The following is an 18,126-nucleotide window of genomic DNA, read 5'->3' as shown; positions in this document are numbered from 1 at the left end:
CCGCGCTTCCCCTTCATGAATGTGACCACAACCGGCCTCCCCCGAGGGCGAGTTGAGCCACCATCAGGGCGAGTTGAGCCACCATCCTCTTCGTAGCCGATACCCGGTGGGATGCGCTCCAGCCCGCCCCTGAGGAGCCTGCCGCCGCTCCGGAGCCCGAGCGGCGCACGGGTCCGTGTCGCCGGCGGTACCGGCACTGTGCTGCTGCTGAGCACCGCCTCGCTGGTCCCGCTGGCCGCCCCACGGCAACGGGGACACCATCCCGCTGGCCGACGGCACCTACAGCGGCAACTTCACAGCCACCGCTACCGGCACCTCCGTCTCCCGCATCACGCCGACCGGTTCACCCCGGGCCGCGCTCACCGCGGGCGGCGGCTACGGGCTTTAGTGCAAGTACGGCAGCGGGATGGGCGGCGCGTCTACGTCGGCAGTGCGGGCGGCACCGACGACAACGGCGACAACGGCGACAACATGCAGATCCTCGACAACACCTTCGGCCCCCGGTGTCGGCGGCGAGAACGTCGACATCAAGGACGGCACCACCGGCGCGAAGATCAGCGGCAACGGCTTCGACGGCGCCTCCGTTTGTCCGGTGACCATCGCGGGGGACATCACCGTCACCGGCGGCCGCGGCGCCGCCAATCCGGGCGTCCCCGTGGGCTGACCCGCCTGGCTGACCCGACCCGCTGACCCGACCGGAGCGCACCCCGGCCCCCGCACCACACGACCGCGAGGACCACGGCCACGGCGGCACGGCGGCACGGCGACAAACACGACGCCCGCCAATGGCCCGACGGCTCGACGGCCCGACAACTCGACGGCACGGCGAAGGCCCGCCCCCCGAGGGGAGCGGGCCTTCGTCGATCAGCTACTGCCTACCGGCGCGAGCTCAGCTCTGGCCGCCGGCCAGCTTCTCGCGGAGGGCGGCGAGCGCCTCGTCCGACGCCAGGGCGCCGGCGTTGTCCGCCGACTCCGAGGAGTACGAGCCGCCACCGGCGTTGCCGCCGCCGGCCTGGCCGCCACCCTGCGCCGCCGGCGCCGCAGCGCCCTCGGCCGCAGCCTGCTCGTCGGCCTCGCGGGACTTGATGACCTGGGCCTGGTGCTGCTCGAAGCGCTGCTGCGCCTCGGCGTACTGCTGCTCCCACGCCTCGCGCTGGGCCTCGTAGCCCTCCAGCCAGTCGTTGGTCTCCGGGTCGAAGCCCTCGGGGTAGATGTAGTTGCCCTGGTCGTCGTAGGACGCGGCCATGCCGTACAGGGTCGGGTCGAACTCGACCGCCGTCGGGTCGGCACCGAAGGACTCGTTGGCCTGCTTCAGCGAGAGGCTGATGCGACGGCGCTCGAGGTCGATGTCGATGACCTTGACGAAGATCTCGTCGTTGACCTGGACGACCTGCTCCGGGATCTCGACGTGGCGCTCGGCCAGCTCGGAGATGTGGACCAGGCCCTCGATGCCCTCGTCGACGCGCACGAACGCACCGAACGGAACGAGCTTGGTGACCTTACCCGGGACGACCTGACCGATCTGGTGGGTCCGGGCGAACTGCTGCCACGGGTCTTCCTGGGTCGCCTTGAGCGACAGGGAGACGCGCTCGCGGTCCATGTCGACGTCCAGGACCTCGACCGTGACCTCCTGGCCGACCTCGACGACCTCGGAGGGGTGGTCGATGTGCTTCCAGGACAGCTCGGAGACGTGGACGAGACCGTCGACGCCACCCAGGTCCACGAAGGCACCGAAGTTGACGATGGAGGAGACGACGCCGGAGCGCACCTGGCCCTTCTGGAGGGTGGTGAGGAAGGTCTGGCGGACCTCGCTCTGGGTCTGCTCCAGCCAGGCGCGGCGGGACAGGACCACGTTGTTGCGGTTCTTGTCCAGCTCGATGATCTTGGCCTCGAGCTCCTTGCCCACGTAGGGCTGCAGGTCGCGGACGCGGCGCATCTCGACCAGGGAGGCCGGGAGGAAGCCACGGAGGCCGATGTCGAGGATGAGACCACCCTTGACGACCTCGATGACGGTACCGGTGACGATGCCGTCCTCTTCCTTGATCTTCTCGATGGTGCCCCAGGCACGCTCGTACTGGGCGCGCTTCTTCGAGAGGATCAGGCGGCCTTCCTTGTCCTCCTTCTGGAGGACGAGGGCCTCGATCTCGTCACCGACGGCGACGACCTCGTTGGGGTCGACGTCGTGCTTGATCGAGAGCTCGCGGCTCGGGATGACGCCTTCGGTCTTGTAACCAATGTCGAGCAGGACCTCGTCCCGGTCGACCTTCACGATGACGCCGTCGACGATGTCGCCGTCGTTGAAGTACTTGATCGTCTCGTCGATCGCGGCGAGGAAAGCTTCCTCGTTACCGATGTCGTTGACCGCAACCTGCGGGGTGGTGGCGGTGGTCTCGGTGCTGCTCGTCATGTGGGAAAGGGCTCCGGTACGGACATTGAAGTCGTAGGTACTGCTACGCCGAGAGCCCGTATCGCCTCTGCATAAGCCGGACAGTGTCAGAGACGCTTTCTCATGGAGGCTCATGGATGCCGAAGCATCGGAGCCGCCCGAAACGCCTCAAAACCGAGGGGTGCATACAGATGCGAGCGCGGCCTGCTCCGTCTGAGGCGCGCAAGCCCGCAGCGCAACTTGTAGCATACGGGGGCAGCCGGACACGGTCAATGCGCGAACGCGCACACCCGGGGCAGAGCGCCCCAAAACCGGCACACGCGATGTTCCGCGAGGCCGAGCGGCCTCACAGTCCCTGCAGCAACAAGCAGAGCGAAGACTACGACGACGGGCGCGATGAACCAAGACCACGAGCCGGAGGCGACCCGCCGTGACGCCTCGGCCACCGAGAGCAGCCGCGCCAATCGGGGCTGGTGGGACCGTAACGCCGACGAGTACCAGAGTGAGCACGGCGCGTTCCTGGGGGACGACCGGTTCGTGTGGGGACCTGAGGGGCTGGACGAGGCGGAGGCCGCGCTGCTCGGGCCGGCCGCCGAGCTGAAGGGGCGGCGGATCCTGGAGATCGGCGCCGGCGCGGCGCAGTGCTCCCGCTGGCTGGCGGCCCAGGGCGCGCTCCCGGTGGCGCTGGACATCTCGCACCGGCAGCTCCAGCACGCGCTGCGGATCGCCGACGCGACGCCGGGCGCCGCCACGGATCTGGTGGAGGCGGACGCCGGGGCGCTCCCCTTCCGAGACGGCAGTTTCGATCTCGCCTGCTCGGCATACGGGGCGCTGCCGTTCGTCGCCGATCCCGTACGGGTGCTGCGCGAGGTGCGCCGGGTACTGCGGCCGGGCGGCCGGTTCGTCTTCTCCGTCACCCACCCGCTCCGCTGGGCCTTCCCGGACGAGCCGGGGCCCGAGGGGCTGTCGGTGGCGTCCTCCTACTTCGACCGCACCCCGTACGTCGAGCAGGACGGGACCGGGCGGGCGGTGTACGTGGAGCACCACCGGACGCTGGGCGACCGGGTGCGGGACGTGGTCGCGGCCGGGTTCCGGCTGCTGGACCTCGTCGAGCCGGAATGGCCGGAGTGGAACACCCAGGAGTGGGGCGGCTGGTCCCCGCTGCGCGGGCATCTGATCCCGGGCACGGCGATCTTCGTGTGCGAGGCGGAGGCGTAGCGGCCCCTGCCGGCGGCCGAGGCGGTGCGGCGTCGCCGGCGGCCGGCGGCGTTGTCGGTGGCGGGCGGCAGACTGGGGGTTGTGATCGCCCGTGACGCCCTCGCCCAGCTGCCCGTACGGACCGCCCTGCCCGCGCTGCGCGCCGCCCTCGACGGGGCCGGCAGCGCGGTGCTGTGCGCCCCGCCGGGCACCGGCAAGACGACGCTGGTGCCGCTGGACCTGGCCGGGCTGACCGGCGACGGGCCGCGCCGGCGGGTGCTGGTCGCCGAGCCGCGGCGGATCGCGGCCCGGGCCGCGGCGCGCCGGATGGCCTGGCTGCTGGGCGAGCAGGTGGGTGACCGGGTGGGGTTCACGGTGCGCGGCGAGCGGCGGGCCGGGCCGCGTACGGCCGTGGAGGTGGTGACGACCGGCGTGCTGCTGCAGCGGCTGCAGCGCGATCCGGAGCTGGCCGGGGTGGATGTCGTGGTGCTGGACGAGTGCCATGAGCGGCATCTGGACGCCGACACCTCGGCGGCGTTCCTGCTGGACGTGCGGGAGACGCTCCGCCCGGAGCTGCGGCTGGTGGCCGCCTCGGCGACGACGGACGCCGAGGGGTGGGCCGGGCTGCTGGGCGGGGCGGCGGGGCCGGCCCCGGTGGTGGAGGCGGCGGGCGTGTCGCATCCGGTGGAGACGGTGTGGGCGCCCCCGGAGCGGCCGGTGCGGCCGGCGCACGGCCTGCGGGTCGATCCGGCGCTGCTGACGCATGTGGCGGGCGTGGTGCGGCGGGCGCTGCGCGAGCGGACCGGCGATGTGCTGTGCTTCCTGCCCGGTGTCGGGGAGATCGGGCGGGTCGCCGGGGAGCTGGCCGGGGTGGACGCCGAGGTGCTGCAGGTGCACGGCCGGGCGCCGGCCGAGGTACAGGACGCCGTACTGGCGGGCGGCGACGGCGTCCGCAGGGTGGTGCTGGCGACCTCGGTGGCCGAGTCCAGCCTGACCGTGCCGGGGGTGCGGGTGGTGGTCGACAGCGGGCTGGCGCGGGTGCCGCGGATGGATCATGCGCGGGGGCTGAGCGCGCTGACGACCGTACGGGCGTCCCGGGCGGCGGCCCGGCAGCGGGCGGGCCGGGCCGGGCGGGAGGCGCCGGGCGTGGTCTACCGCTGCTGGACGGAGGGTGAGGACGGGCGGCTGCCGGCCTTCCCCGACCCGGAGATCAGGGTGGCCGATCTGACCGCGTTCGCGTTGCAGGCGGCGTGCTGGGGCGATCCGGACGCGAGCGGTCTGGCGCTGCTGGACGCCCCGCCGGCCGGGGCGCTGGGCGCGGCCCGGGAGGTGCTGACGGCGGTCGGCGCGGTGGACGCGGCGGGCCGGGCGACCGGGCGTGGCCTGCGGATGGCGCGGATGGGCGTGCATCCCCGGCTGGCGCGGGCACTGCTGGACGGCTCCGCCGAGGTCGGGGTGCGGCGGGCGGCGGAGGTGGTGGCCCTGCTCAGCGAGGAGCCGCCGCGGGCGTACGGGGACGATCTGGCGGAGGCCTGGCGCACCGCGCGCCGGGGCGGGGACGGCTATGCCGCCAGGTGGCGGCAGGAGGCGCGGCGGCTGGCGGCGGCGGTCGGTGAGCCCGGTGCGGCCGGGGCCGGGGAGGCGCCTCGTGGTGGCGGCACGGGGCGGGGCGCGTCGGACGACGCGGTGGCGGGGCTGGTCGCGGCGCTGGCGTTTCCCGAGCGGGTGGCCCGGGCCCGCGGGGCCGGCAGCTATCTGATGGCGTCGGGCACCGGTGCCGAGCCGGGCGGGGAGGGTTCGCGGCTGCGGGACGCGCAGTGGCTGGCGGTCGCGGTGGCGGACCGGCCGGTGGCCGCGGCGTCGGCGCGGGTGCGGCTGGCGGCGGTGATCGACGAGGACACGGCGTGTGCGGCGGCGCGGGCGCTGTATTCCTCGGGTGAGGAGGTGCGCTGGGCGGACGGGGACGTGGTGGCGCGGCGGGTGGAGCGGCTGGGGGCGATCGAGCTGGCGGTGCGGCCGCTGTCGGCGCCGGATCCGGAGCTGGTGCGGGAGGCCGTGGTGGCCGGGCTGCGCCGGGAGGGGCTCGGGCTGCTGAGGTGGCCGGCGGGTGCGGTGGCGGTGCGGCAGCGGATGGCGTTCCTGCACCGGGAGCTGGGCGCGCCGTGGCCGGACGTGTCGGACGCGGCGTTGCTCGCGCGGGTGGAGGACTGGTTGGGGGTGGAGCTGGGCCGGGCGCGGCGGCGGGCGGATCTGGAGCGGGCCGACACGGCGGCGGCGCTGGCCCGGCTGCTGCCCTGGGCGACCGGCGACGCGGCCCGCTTCGACGAGCTGGCACCGGAGCGCATCGAGGTGCCGAGCGGTTCCCGGGTGCGGGTGGACTACGGCGGGGAGCAGCCGGTGCTGGCGGTGAAGCTGCAGGAGCTGTTCGGCTGGCAGGAGTCGCCCCGGACAGCCGGCGGGCGGGTGCCGGTGCTGGTGCATCTGCTGTCGCCGGCGGGGCGCCCGGCGGCCGTCACGGCAGATCTGGCGTCGTTCTGGCGGGACGGATACCGCGCCGTGCGCGCGGAGTTGCGCGGCCGCTATCCCAAGCACCCCTGGCCGGAGGACCCTTCGGCGGCCGAGCCGACCCGGCACACCACCGCGCGGCTCAGGCGGGGTTGAGGGCGGGTTCCGCTTCCGTCTCCGGGGTGGCCGGGCGGCGGCCGCGGGCTTCGAGGTGGAGGCTCAGCGCGAGCAGTGCGGCGCCGAGGGTCAGGAATCCCCAGGGGAGGTAGCTGGTCAGGAGCAGGACGAGGGTGCGCTGGGAGGTCACCAGGGCGACGGTGGAGTCGACGTAGTCCGCGCGCATCCTGACGTCTCCGGCGAACGCGGTGACCTTGCCGCCGCCGGGCAGGAGGTCGCCGCCGCGCAGCTCTTCCCGGTGGATTTCCTCGCCGTTGACGGGGGCGCCGGTGACCGGCTCGACCCAGAACATCCGCTTGGTGGAGTACCAGCGGGTGGTGCCCATCTTCTCGACGGCCTTCGGAGTGATGCCCTTGACCGGCATCTTCTTGGGCAGCGGGACCCTGGTCCAGGGGATGGTCTGCTCGAAGTAGTAGACCTCCAGGCCGCGGAAGGTGCGGGTGCCCTTGTAGTGGATGGGGGCCGAGGTGCGGGTCTGGGCGTCGAAGTAGGTGTAGTCGCGCTTCTCGGTGAGGAACGGCCACTTGTACTCGATGCCGGTGCGGTGCACGGGGTCGCCGTCGACCATCTCGCCGGTGGCGTGCACGGGGTCCTGCGAGTGGGCGTCGAAGATGTAGCGCTCGGGGATCTCGGAGACCATCTTGCCGTCGGGTCCGGCGACATAGGACAGGGCGTCCCAGACGACGACGTCGCGGCCGGCGGTCCGCTCGATCCGGTCGGAGGCGGCGACGTCGCCCTTGAGGGTCTGGACGATGGTGACCTTGGGGACCGTCCTGGCCTTCATGGTGCCGTAGTCGATCAGGGTGGCGGGCCGGGCCTCCAGGACCATGTCCTGGTACTGGCCGGGCGGGATCTTGGCGAGCCGCGGGAAGGCGTACCACCGCAGCAGCGGGGAGAGCGCGGTGAAGAAGACGGCGAAGGCGAGCAGTACCAGGCTGGCGGTGCGGCGCATGGCGGCGGCGTCCCTCCCTCAGGGGTGTGTGGGGACGGTGGTGAGCAGCGGCTTGGGTGAGGTGGTGCCGCTGGGGGCGCCGACGGCCGTGACGGTGAGGATGAGGGCGAGTGCGGCGGCCAGTCCGGCCGCGGCGGCAATCAGGGCGCGCATGGTCGCCTCCCGGCACATCTGATACGGCGTCAGGGCGGGGGCACCGTAGCAACGGGCGGCGGAGATGAGAACACGTGCCGCCCGGGCAGATGGGGCACCGCCGCCCTGCCCGGGACGGCGGGCAGGGCGGCGGTGCGGGCCGGGCGGGGTTCCGGCCGGCCGGGGTCTGCGGCCGGGGGTCGCCGGCCGCCGGTGTGTCAGGAGGTGGCCGGGGCGGCGACCTTGAGCTTGACGGTGAGGACGGCGCCGTCGTCGGTGGTCAGCCGCAGCAGGAACGTCCCGGTGTGCGAGTCGGTGTAGATCTTCGGGAGTTTCAGCAGGCCGTCGGCGTCCGTGGTCAGCCCGGCGAGGGTGCGGACCGGCTTGTCCTTGTTGTCGCCGGTGGCCTTCGGGTCCTTGAAGTAGGGGCCCCGGTCGTTCTCCACCGGCTTGTCGGGGTCGTCGGTGACCATGGTCGCGGTGACCGGCACGCCGGCCGCGATCCCGCCCTGGAAGGTCGCCTTGATCTCGACGGCGTCCTCGGCGAAGGCCTGGCCGGCGGTGGCGGTCAGTCCCTTGTCCGAGGTGCGGGTGAGGGTGTCGGCCTTCGGCGCCGGCTTGGCCTTGACGGTGGCGTCGAAGGTGACGGCGGACAGGGTGCGGCCGACGGCCGTCGCCCGGACGGTGAAGTCGCCGGCCCGGTCGCCCGCGTGCAGGGTGGGCGCGGTGGCCAGGCCGTCCTTGCCGGTGGTGACGGTGGCGGTGGTGGCGTTGCCGGGGAAGCGGGCGTCGGTGCCGGCGGGGAGGGTGAAGCGGATCCGGGCGCCGGCGACGGGCTTGCCCGCGGCGTCCTTGGCGCGGACCCGGGGCGTGGTGGCGAAGTCGGTGCCGGCGGTGGCGGTCAGGTCCTGGTCGCCGACGCGGGCGAGGGCGGTGACGGGGCCGGGCTTGGCGGGTGCCGGGGTGCCGGGCCCGGGGGTGCCGGGGGTGGGCTTCGGGGTGGGGGTGCCCGGGGTGTGGCCGGAACCGGAACCGCCGGGTCGGGCGGGCCCGTTGGGCTCGGGACGGGGCTTGGCGGGCGTGCCGGAGCCCTTGCCGTGGGCCCGGCCCTGGCCGCTTCCGCCGCCGGAGCGGCCGCCCGGGTGCCCGCTTCGGTGCCCGTTGCCGGTTTCGTGGGTGCCGCGGTGGTGTACCGGGAGGACGCCGTGGCCGTCGGGCACCTCGTAGGTGCCCTTGCGGTAGAACGTGTACCAGGACAGCACGGTGCGCAGGTAGTCGGCGGAGTTGTTGTAGCCGAGGACGGCGCGGTCCAGGTCGCGGGGGTCCGACAGGTCGCGGCCGTCGGCGCAGAGGTAGCGGCCGGCGGCGAGCGCGGCGTCGTAGACGTTGTTGGGGTCCTTCTTGCCGTCGCCGTTGCCGTCGGCGCCCCAACCGCCCTGGTACGGGCCGCCCTGGGACCAGGTGGAGGGGATGAACTGCATCGGGCCGACGGCGCGGTCGTGGGTGGTGTCGCCGTCGTAGCGGCCGCCGTCGGTGTCGAGGATGCGGGCGAAGCCGTGGCCGTTGAGCTGCGGGCCGAGGATCGGCCGGAGGGTGGTGCCCACGGCGTCGACCGCGCCGCCGCCGGCCTGGCCGGATTCGACCTTGCCGATCCCGGCGAGCAGTTGCCAGGGCAGCCGGCAGCCGGGGTCCTCGGCGTCGAGGCGGGACTGGGCGTTCTTGTACGCGGCCAGGACGGTGGCGGGGATGCCGGCCTGGGCGGGCCCGGTGATGACGCGGGTGCCGCCGTCGGGGCGGGAGTGGGAGGAACGGCGGGGCGGCGCCGGGCTGTTGTGCGGCGGCAGGTCCGTGTAGTAGGGCGCGCCGCCGTCGATGGGGGTGTCGACCGGCGGGGAGGGTTCCTGTTCCTTGGCCGCCTTCGCGGTGGCGTCCGGCGACTGGGAGGCGGTCAGGGCGGCGAGGACGAACGCCGCCACGGCTGTCGAGGCCGCTCCCCTGCGAAGCCGCCGCCGGAATGTGGCTGCCATACGTGGTCCCCTCCGCGTTGACGCACCACGTTTCTGACGTGGTGTCGCGCTCCCCGGCGCTCCAACTCAGGCGACACTACGACAACTCGGGCCCGGCATCTACCACCTCATCGGACACATAATGATCTGAATCGATCGAGGGGTGGTTGCCATGCCGTTCACGCTCAGCCATGCCGCGGCCGTGCTGCCGGCCGTCCGGCGGACCGGCACGGCCCGCGGGCGGCTGGTCGCCTCGGCGCTGGTGGCGGGGTCGTTCGCGCCGGACATGACGTACTACGCGGACACGTTGGTGCCCGGCGGTATGGAGTTCGGGGCGGTCACCCATGCGCCGTCCGGGGTGCTGACGGTCGATGTGCTGATCACCGCGGCGCTGGTCGGCGGCTGGCTGCTGGTGCGCGACCCGCTGCTGGCGCTGCTGCCGCCGGCCTGGCGGGGCCGGGTGTCGCTGTGCGTCCGGGGCCGCCCGTGGCAGCCGCGCGGACCCCGTGAACTCGCCGTGCTGACCGGCTGGTTCGTGCTCTCCGCGGTGCTCGGCGCGGCGACCCATGTGGTGTGGGACGCCTTCACCCACCCGGGCCGCTGGGGGACGCGGCTGGTGCCGGGCCTGGACCGGGTCGTGGGCGGGTGGCCGGTGCCGACGTATCTGCAGTACGGCACCTCGGCGCTGGCGATGACCGCGCTGGTGTGGTTCGGGTGGTCGGCGCTACGGGCCGCCGGGGCCGCCGACCCCGCGGTCAGGGCCGCCGCCGCGGCCGCCGTGCCCGCGCTGACCGTACGGATGCGACTGCTGCTCACCCTCCCGCTGCTGGTGTGCGTCCTGGCCGGCGCGGTGGACCGCGTCCTGCGGGCGCACGCCGAATACGGGGACGAGGCGGTGTGGTTCGACTATCTGCCGTCCGCACTCTTCGGCGCGGGTGCCGGGCTCACCGTCGGGCTGCTGCTCCACGGCCTGGCGGTGCGCCTGCTGGACCGGCGGGCGCACCGCGGGCGGCCGGCCGAGGGCCCGCCGCCGGCCGCGCGGGCCGGTGCGGCGGCGGACCCGCGCCAGGCGGTGCACGCCACCGACTGAGGCACGCCCGCGCGGCACCGGGGCCGCCGCCCCCTCGGCCCCGGCCCACCGCGTCCGGCCGGTGGGCCCCGCCGCGCTCCCGTCAGTGCGCCGCCGACTCCCAGTCCTTGCCGGAGCCGACCGAGACGTCCAGCGGGGCGCGCAGCTCGACCGCGTCGGCCATCTCGCGGCGGAGCAGCTCCTCGACCTGCTCGCGTTCGCCGGGGGCCACCTCGACGACGATTTCGTCATGGACCTGGAGCAGCATCCGGGACTGCAGCTCCGCGGCCCGCAGGGCGATGTCGACCCGCAGCATCGCGATCTTGACGATGTCGGCGGCGGTGCCCTGGATCGGGGCGTTCAGCGCCATCCGCTCGGCCATCTCGCGGCGCTGGCGGTTGTCGCTGTTGAGGTCCGGCAGATAGCGGCGGCGGCCGAGCATCGTCTCCGTGTAACCGGTGGCGCGGGCCTCGTCCACGACGCGGTGGAGGTAGTCGCGCACCCCGCCGAACCGCTCGAAGTAGGTGTCCATCAGCTTGCGGGCCTCGTCGGGCTGGATGCCCAGCTGCTGGGAGAGGCCGAACGCCGACAGCCCGTACGCCAGGCCGTAGGACATCGCCTTGATCTTGCGGCGCATCTCCGGGTCGACCTCGGTCTTGGCGACCGAGAAGACCTGGGAGGCGACGGTGGTGTGCAGGTCCTCGCCGGAGGTGAACGCCTCGATCAGGCCCTCGTCCTCGGAGAGGTGGGCCATCACGCGCAGTTCGATCTGGCTGTAGTCGGCGGTCAGCAGCGACTCGAAGCCCTCGCCGACGACGAAGCCGCGGCGGATCGCCCGACCCTCGTCCGTCCGCACCGGGATGTTCTGCAGGTTGGGGTCGGTGGACGACAGCCGGCCGGTGGCGGCGACGGTCTGGTTGAAGGTGGTGTGGATCCGGCCGTCCGCGCCGATGGTCTTGATCAGGCCCTCGACCGTCGTGCGCAGCTTGGCCTGCTCACGGTGGCGGAGCATGATCACCGGGAGTTCGTTGTCGGTCTGCGCGGCCAGCCAGGCCAGGGCGTCGGCGTCGGTGGTGTAGCCGGTCTTGGTCTTCTTGGTCTTCGGCAGGCCCAGCTCGCCGAAGAGGACCTCCTGGAGCTGCTTGGGCGAGCCGAGGTTGAACTCATGGCCCGCGGCGGCGTGCGCCTCCTTGACGGCCTGCGCGACCGCCCCGGCGAACTGCTGCTCCATCCGCTCCAGCCAGCCCCGGTCCGCGGCGATACCGGCCCGCTCCATCCGGGCCAGCAGATCGCTGGTCGGCAGCTCCACATTGCGCAGCAGATCGGCCGCGCCGACCTCGGCGAGCTTCGTCCCGAACGCCGTGCCCAGGTCGAGGACCGTACGGGCCTGCGCCATCAGGGCGTCCGCCTCGGCCTGCTCGTCCGCGCCGAACGCCAGCTGGCCGTCGCCGGCCGCGGCCGGGGCGAGGTCCCGTCCGAGGTACTCGATGGAGAGGGCGTCCAGCGCGAAGGAGCGGCGGCCGGGCTTGACCAGATAGGCGGCGAGGGCGGTGTCCATCGTCACGCCCTCGATGCGCCAGCCGTGCTCGCCGAAGACCCGCATCAGGCCCTTGGCGTTGTGCATCACCTTCGGGCGCTCGGGGTCGGCGCTCCAGGCGGCGAACGCCTGCTCGTCGGCCTCGTCGAGCTGCGCGGGGTCGAACCAGGCGGCCGGCCCCTGCGGGGTGGCCAGCGCGATCTCGGCCACGCTACCGCTGCCCAGTGTCCAGACGTCGACGGTGGCCACGCCCAGCGGGCCGGTGGCGTGTTCGGCCAGCCACGGGGCGAGTTCGCCGGTGGCCAGGACCGTGCCGTCCACCTCGACGCCGGGGGCCGGCGCGGCCTCCTCGGCGGTCTCCACGGCGCCCGGGTCGACGGCGTGCAGCCGGTCGCGCAGGCCCTGGTTGCGGATCTCCAGGGCGTTGAGGAACACCTTGAGGGCCTCGCGGTCGTACGCCTCGCGGGTCAGCTCCTCGGGGCCGCACGGCAGCTTCACATCGCGCACCATCTCCGTCAGCACGCGGTTGCGCTTCACCGACTCCAGGTGGTCGCGGAGGTTCTGACCGGCCTTGCCCTTGACCTCGTCCACGCGCTCCACCAGTTCCGCGAACGAACCGAACTGGTTGATCCACTTCGTGGCGGTCTTCTCGCCGACGCCGGGGATGCCGGGGAGGTTGTCGGACGGGTCGCCGCGCAGCGCGGCGAAGTCCGGGTACTGGGCGGGGGTCAGGCCGTACTTCTCGAAGACCTTCTCGGGGGTGAACCGGGTCAGCTCCGAGACGCCCTTGGTGGGGTAGAGGACCGTGACGTCGTCGGAGACCAGCTGGAAGGAGTCCCGGTCGCCGGTGACGATCGAGACGTGGAAGCCCTGGGCGACGGCCTGCTCGGTGAGCGTGGCGATGACGTCGTCGGCCTCGAAGCCGTCCACCGCGAAGCGCTTGACCCGCATCGCGTCGAGCATCTCGCCGATCAGCTCGACCTGCCCCTTGAACTCGTCGGGGGTCTTGGAGCGGTTGGCCTTGTACTCCGGATACTCCTCGGAGCGCCAGGTCTTGCGCGAGACGTCGAAGGCGACCGCGAAATGCGTGGGCGCCTCGTCACGCAGGGTGTTCGCGAGCATCGACGCGAAGCCGTAGATCGCATTGGTCGGTTGGCCGGTGACGGTGGTGAAATTCTCCACGGGCAGGGCGAAATATGCCCGGTATGCCATGGAATGCCCGTCCATGAGGAGCAGGCGGGGACGACCGCCCGCCGCCGCCTCGGTGCCGGTCGCTTCGCTCTTCTTCGCTGCCTTTGCTGCCACGCCCCCGATCCTGCCACGGCCCACTGACAATCCCCGCCGCGACGGCCCCGCCCCCGCCCCGCACACCCCTGCCACCGCTCGCCACAGCCCCTGCCGCCCCTCCCCCGCACCCCGGCCGCACTCCCCTACACCGCCCGCCCCGGTCCGTGACAGGATCTGATGCGCACCGCAACGATCCGCCGCGCCGGCGGAGCCAGCACCAGCTCACGGCTCAAGGGAGAGCGCCATGGCAGGCAAGCCGCCCGCGTCGGACCCCGTCCAGGACGCGCCCCAGGTCAGCGCACCCCAGCACTCCGCCGTGGGAATGCCGGCGATCACCAACGCCCTCAAGATCGCCCAACGGCAGATGGGCGTCCGCCGCACCGCCCTGACCCTGCTGCGCGTCAACCAGCCCGACGGCTTCGACTGCCCCGGCTGCGCCTGGCCCGAACCCGACAAGCCGCACACCGCCGAGTTCTGCGAGAACGGCGCCAAGGCCGTCGCCGAAGAGGCCACCCTGCGCCGCGTCACCCCGGACTTCTTCGCCGCGCACCCGGTCGCCGACCTCGCCACCCGCAGCGGCTACTGGCTCGGTCAGCAGGGCCGCCTCACCCACCCCATGTACCTGGACGAAGGCGCCGACCACTACGCCCCCGTCACCTGGGAGCGCGCCTTCGACATCATCGGCGAGGAGCTGACCGCCCTCGACTCCCCCGACGAGGCCGTCTTCTACACCTCCGGCCGCACCAGCAACGAGGCCGCCTTCCTCTACCAGCTCTTCGCCCGCGAGTTCGGCACCAACAACCTGCCCGACTGCTCCAACATGTGCCACGAGTCGTCCGGCTCGGCCCTCACCGAGACCATCGGCATCGGCAAGGGCAGCGTCCTGCTGGAGGACCTCTACAAGGCCGACCTGATCATCGTCGCCGGCCAGAACCCCGGCACCAACCACCCCCGCATGCTCACCGCCCTGGAGAAGGCCAAGGCCGGCGGCACCAAGATCATCTCGATCAACCCGCTGCCCGAAGCCGGTCTGGAACGCTTCAAGAACCCCCAGACCCCGCGCGGACTGGCCGGCGGCGGCACCGCCCTGACCGACCTGTTCCTCCAGGTGCGCCTCGGCGGCGACCAGGCACTCTTCCGCGCCCTCAACCGCGGCATCCTCGACGTGGCGTCGAGCGCCTCCGGCGCGGGCTCCGGCGCCCTCGACGAGGAATTCATCCGCGAACACACCCACGGCTTCGAGGAGTTCGCGCGGGCCGCGAAGGCCGACGGCGACTGGGACGAAACGCTCGCCGCCACCGGCCTGACCCGCGACGAGATCGAACGCGCCCTGGAGATGGTCCTCGCCTCCCGGCGCACCATCGTGTGCTGGGCGATGGGCCTGACCCAGCACAAGCACTCCGTCCCCACCATCCAGGAAGTCGTCAACTTCCTCCTCCTGCGCGGCAACATCGGCCGCCCCGGCGCCGGCGTCTGCCCCGTACGCGGCCACAGCAACGTCCAGGGCGACCGCACCATGGGCATCTTCGAACGGCCCGCCCCCGCCTTCCTCGACGCCCTGGAGAAGGAATTCGGCTTCGCGCCGCCGCGCGAACACGGCCTCGACGTCGTCCGCGCCATCCGCGCCCTCCGGGACGGACAGGCCAAGGTGTTCTTCGCCATGGGCGGCAACTTCGTCTCCGCCACTCCCGACACCGACGTCACCGAAGCCGCGATGCGCCGCGCCCGGCTCACCGTCCACGTCTCCACCAAACTCAACCGCTCGCACGTCATCACCGGCGCCCGCGCGCTGATCCTGCCCACCCTGGGGCGCACCGAGCGCGACCGCCAGGACGGCGGCGAGCAGTTCGTGACCGTCGAGGACTCCATGGGCATGGTGCACGCCTCCCGCGGCCGCCTCGAACCGGCAGGCCCCCACCTGCTGTCCGAGCCCGCCATCGTCGCCCGCCTCGCCCGCCGCGTCCTCGGACCCGACAGCCCCACCCCGTGGGAGGAGTTCGAGAAGGACTACGCGACGATCCGCGACCGCATCGCCCGCGTCATCCCCGGCTTCGACGACTTCAACACCAGGGTCGCCCGCCCCGGAGGCTTCGCCCTGCCGCACGCCCCCCGGGACAACCGCCGCTTCCCCACCGCCACCGGCAAGGCCAACTTCACCGCCGCGCCCGTGGAATACCCCACCGTCCCCGAAGGCCGGCTGCTGCTGCAGACCCTGCGCTCGCACGACCAGTACAACACCACCATCTACGGCCTCGACGACCGCTACCGCGGCATCAAGAACGGCCGCCGGGTGGTGCTCCTGCACCCCGACGACGCCCACGCCCACGGCCTCGCCGACGGCGACTACACCGACCTGGTCAGCGAATGGACCGACGGCAGCGAACGCCGCGCCCCCGGCTTCCGCGTCGTGCACTACCCGACGGCCCGCGGCTGCGCCGCCGCCTACTACCCCGAGACCAACGTCCTCATCCCGCTCGACCACACCGCCGACACCAGCAACACCCCCGCGGCCAAGTCCGTGGTCATCCGCCTGGAGAAGACCCCCACCGACTGACCCCCACCACGGCGGCCGGCACCGCGCCGGCCGCCGGGAACACCCGACCCCGCGCTGAGCGCTCGCTCAGCGGCCTGATAGGAACGGGCACGGATCGACGACGATCACGGGCGAGCGAACGGAGCCGTAGGCATCATGGGTGAGCAGACCACCACCACATTCCCGCAGGAGATCCTCGACCAGTGGGCCGGACTCGGCATCGACCTGCCCGCACTCTTCTCCGCCGGACACCTCGGCGAGCGGATGAGCGTCCAGGTGACCGAGGCCGGACCCGACCGCGTCGTGGGCACCATGCCCGTCGAGGGCAACACCCAGCCCTACGGCCTCCTGCACGGCGGCGCCTCGGCCGTACTGGCCGAAACCCTCGGCTCCGTCGGCTCCATGCTGCACGGCGGCCCCACCAAGCTCGCCGTCGGCGTCGACCTCAACTGCACCCACCACCGCGGCGTCCGCTCCGGCCTCGTCACCGGCGTCGCCACCCCCGTACACCGCGGCCGCTCCACCGCCACCTACGAGATCGTCATCACCGACGAACACGGCAAGCGGGTCTGCACCGCCCGTCTGACCTGCATGCTGCGCGACGTCGACACCGACGCCTACCGCAGCTGACCGGATCAGGACGGCCCACGCCGCCCACCACCACGGCCCCGCCCCCGCCCAGGGTGCGGGGCCGCCCGTCTTTCCGTAACGCTGCGTCACACGCACGCAATACCGCCGCAACCCGCACACCCCGGACCCCGTGCCACCACAGGCCCCTGCCCACTCCATCCGATAGCCGGACGCCCTCCGGCGGTCGCACCGCGCAACCACCCACGGAAGTGCGAGTTCACCTTCCGCGCCGCGTTCGCTCCACCTGTAAGCACCATGACGGCAAAACGCTCATCGCTGGTCATAACAAGAGCGTCACATCCTGGCCAGCGCCTCTGCCGACGCGACGAACACCGCTCTAGAGTCACCGCCAGTCACCGCGCCGCCGGGCGCGCTGCGAGCACGGACCCCTGTACCACCCGTACAGCCCGGCGCGCGAATCGGCCATGCGACAGCCGTGGCCGCGCCAGGGAAAGGACTGATCGTGCGTCACCGTTCCTTGCTCCTCATCACCACCGCACTCACCACCGGCGCCCTCACGCTCACCGCGTGCGGCTCCCGCGGCGACGGCAACAAAAACGGCGAAGGAAAAACCACCGTCGTCATCGGCCTCGACGCCCCCACCACCGGCGAACTCTCCGCGCTCGGCCTGGGCATACGCAACTCCGCCCAGCTCGCCGTCGACATCGCCAACAAGAACAACGAAGTCAAGGGCGTCACCTTCAAACTCCAGGCCCTCGATGACAAGGCACTGCCCAACGTCGGCCAGCAGAACGCCACCAAACTCGCCGGCAACAAGGACGTCCTCGGCATCGTCGGCCCGCTCAATTCCGGCGTCGCCCAGTCCATGCAGCAGGTCTCCAAGCAGAACAACCTGACGCTGATCTCCCCGGCCAACACCACGCCCGACCTCACCCAGGGCCCGGACTGGAAGAAGAACAAGCGCGTCCGGCAATTCCCGACCTACTTCCGGACCGCCACCACCGACGAAGTACAAGGCGCCTTCGACGGCCAGTACGCCTGGGAAAAGGTCAAGGCCAAGAAGGCCTACGTCATCGACGACCAGAAGACCTACGGCGTCGGCCTCGCCTCCTCCTTCAAGGACCAGTTCGCCAAACTCGGCGGAAAGATCGTCGGCACCGAACACGTCAGCCCCGACGACCGCGACTTCAAGGCCGTCGTCTCCAAGGTCAAATCCGCCAAACCCGACCTGGTCTTCTACGGCGGCGAATACCCCGCCTCCGGCCCCCTCAGCCAGCAGCTCAAGGACGGCGGCGTCACCGTCCCCCTCATGGGCGGCGACGGCATGTACAGCGCCGACTACATCAAGCTGAACAAGAAGGCCCAGGGCGACTACGCCTCCTCCGTCGGCAAGCCCGTCGAACAACTCCCCTCCGCCAAGAAATACATCGCCGACTACAAGGCAGCCGGATTCAAGGAGCCCTACGAGGCCTACGGCGGCTCCACCTACGACTCCACCTGGGCCCTCATCCAGGCCGTCAAGAACGTCGTCGAAGCCAACAACGGCAAACTCCCCGACGACGCCCGTAAGAAGGTCACCGACGCCATGAACAAGGTCACCTTCGACGGCGTCACCGGAAAGGTCGCCTTCGACAAATACGGCGACACCACCAACACCATGATCACGGCCTACCAGGTCGAAAAGGGCGACTGGGCCGCCCGCTTCAGCGCCCCGTTCAAGGAATTCGACAAGAGCTGACCCCACCAGCACCACG

At 72.3% G+C, this 18,126-nt stretch carries 11 protein-coding genes and 1 pseudogene; 7 read left to right on the top strand and 5 right to left on the bottom strand.

Features of this window, described 5'->3' with window-relative positions; genetic code table 11:
- Positions 1-250 precede the first annotated feature (250 nt).
- Positions 251-664: pseudogene (locus tag V2J85_RS41355) on the top strand (hypothetical protein); the annotation flags it as partial.
- A gap of 225 nt (positions 665-889) precedes the next feature.
- Here V2J85_RS41355 and rpsA read toward each other — a convergent pair.
- The gene (rpsA, locus tag V2J85_RS16530) at positions 890-2,407 is read right to left on the bottom strand and encodes a 30S ribosomal protein S1 (protein WP_261952096.1); all 1,518 of its coding nucleotides are present in this window, start codon (positions 2,405-2,407) and stop codon (positions 890-892) included.
- 375 nt (positions 2,408-2,782) lie between these two features.
- Here rpsA and V2J85_RS16525 point away from each other — a divergent pair, with 375 nt between their 5' ends.
- Both V2J85_RS16525 and hrpB read left to right on the top strand, forming a co-directional pair.
- On the top strand, positions 2,783-3,604 hold the full coding sequence (locus V2J85_RS16525; RefSeq protein ID WP_261952095.1) for a class I SAM-dependent methyltransferase: 822 nt from the start codon (positions 2,783-2,785) through the stop codon (positions 3,602-3,604).
- 81 nt (positions 3,605-3,685) lie between these two features.
- Positions 3,686-6,244, top strand: coding sequence for an ATP-dependent helicase HrpB (gene hrpB / locus V2J85_RS16520; RefSeq protein WP_330822015.1), 2,559 nt, complete (start codon positions 3,686-3,688; stop codon positions 6,242-6,244).
- On the opposite strand, the gene pgfA is transcribed toward hrpB, so the two are convergent.
- From pgfA to V2J85_RS16505, 3 genes are all read right to left on the bottom strand, one after another.
- Positions 6,231-7,217: a cell envelope lipid trafficking protein PgfA gene (gene pgfA / locus V2J85_RS16515; protein WP_330822014.1), complete on the bottom strand. Its 987-nt coding sequence runs from the start codon at positions 7,215-7,217 to the stop codon at positions 6,231-6,233. The genes hrpB and pgfA overlap by 14 nt on opposite strands.
- A gap of 18 nt (positions 7,218-7,235) precedes the next feature.
- Entirely contained in the window at positions 7,236-7,370 is a 135-nt protein-coding gene (locus V2J85_RS16510) for an SPW_0924 family protein (RefSeq protein ID WP_261952092.1), read from the bottom strand.
- A 197-nt stretch (positions 7,371-7,567) separates the two neighbouring features.
- Complete coding sequence (locus tag V2J85_RS16505) at positions 7,568-9,376, bottom strand: lytic transglycosylase domain-containing protein (RefSeq protein ID WP_330822012.1); 1,809 nt, start codon at positions 9,374-9,376, stop codon at positions 7,568-7,570.
- 151 nt (positions 9,377-9,527) lie between these two features.
- On the opposite strand from V2J85_RS16505, the gene V2J85_RS16500 reads away from it, so the two are divergent.
- Positions 9,528-10,445 carry a DUF4184 family protein gene (locus V2J85_RS16500; RefSeq protein ID WP_330822010.1) on the top strand — a complete coding sequence of 306 codons (918 nt, stop codon included), beginning with the start codon at positions 9,528-9,530 and terminating at the stop codon, positions 10,443-10,445.
- Between the two features lie 82 nt (positions 10,446-10,527).
- Here V2J85_RS16500 and polA read toward each other — a convergent pair whose 3' ends face one another.
- The gene (gene polA, locus V2J85_RS16495) at positions 10,528-13,188 is read right to left on the bottom strand and encodes a DNA polymerase I (RefSeq protein WP_330822107.1); all 2,661 of its coding nucleotides are present in this window, start codon (positions 13,186-13,188) and stop codon (positions 10,528-10,530) included.
- Between the two features lie 304 nt (positions 13,189-13,492).
- On the opposite strand from polA, the gene V2J85_RS16490 reads away from it, so the two are divergent.
- The 3 genes from V2J85_RS16490 to V2J85_RS16480 all read left to right on the top strand — a co-directional run bounded on the left by V2J85_RS16490 (position 13,493) and on the right by V2J85_RS16480 (position 18,110).
- Positions 13,493-15,802 carry an FdhF/YdeP family oxidoreductase gene (locus tag V2J85_RS16490; protein WP_261952089.1) on the top strand — a complete coding sequence of 770 codons (2,310 nt, stop codon included), beginning with the start codon at positions 13,493-13,495 and terminating at the stop codon, positions 15,800-15,802.
- Between the two features lie 135 nt (positions 15,803-15,937).
- Positions 15,938-16,411, top strand: a complete 474-nt coding sequence (locus V2J85_RS16485; RefSeq protein ID WP_261952088.1) for a PaaI family thioesterase — start codon at positions 15,938-15,940, stop codon at positions 16,409-16,411.
- Positions 16,412-16,889: 478 nt separating this feature from the next.
- On the top strand, positions 16,890-18,110 hold the full coding sequence (locus V2J85_RS16480) for a branched-chain amino acid ABC transporter substrate-binding protein (protein WP_330822105.1): 1,221 nt from the start codon (positions 16,890-16,892) through the stop codon (positions 18,108-18,110).
- The last annotated feature ends 16 nt before the right edge of the window (positions 18,111-18,126 follow it).

The sequence above is a fragment of the Streptomyces bugieae genome (assembly GCF_036352915.1).
Lineage (GTDB): Bacteria > Actinomycetota > Actinomycetes > Streptomycetales > Streptomycetaceae > Streptomyces > Streptomyces endophytica.
Note: the sequence above shows the minus strand (reverse complement) of the source record. Positions and strands in the feature narration are given on the sequence as shown.

Bases quoted from the DNA above. Each gene is read 5' to 3' on its own strand.
- V2J85_RS16510 (WP_261952092.1), bottom strand. From the start codon at position 7,370: ATGCGCGCCCTGATTGCCGCCGCGGCCGGACTGGCCGCCGCACTCGCC.
- V2J85_RS16485 (WP_261952088.1), top strand. From the start codon at position 15,938: ATGGGTGAGCAGACCACCACCACATTCCCGCAGGAGATCCTCGACCAG.
- V2J85_RS16525 (WP_261952095.1), top strand. From the start codon at position 2,783: ATGAACCAAGACCACGAGCCGGAGGCGACCCGCCGTGACGCCTCGGCC.
- pgfA (WP_330822014.1), bottom strand. From the start codon at position 7,217: ATGCGCCGCACCGCCAGCCTGGTACTGCTCGCCTTCGCCGTCTTCTTC.
- V2J85_RS16490 (WP_261952089.1), top strand. From the start codon at position 13,493: ATGGCAGGCAAGCCGCCCGCGTCGGACCCCGTCCAGGACGCGCCCCAG.
- rpsA (WP_261952096.1), bottom strand. From the start codon at position 2,407: ATGACGAGCAGCACCGAGACCACCGCCACCACCCCGCAGGTTGCGGTC.
- V2J85_RS16500 (WP_330822010.1), top strand. From the start codon at position 9,528: ATGCCGTTCACGCTCAGCCATGCCGCGGCCGTGCTGCCGGCCGTCCGG.
- V2J85_RS16505 (WP_330822012.1), bottom strand. From the start codon at position 9,376: ATGGCAGCCACATTCCGGCGGCGGCTTCGCAGGGGAGCGGCCTCGACA.
- polA (WP_330822107.1), bottom strand. From the start codon at position 13,188: ATGGACGGGCATTCCATGGCATACCGGGCATATTTCGCCCTGCCCGTG.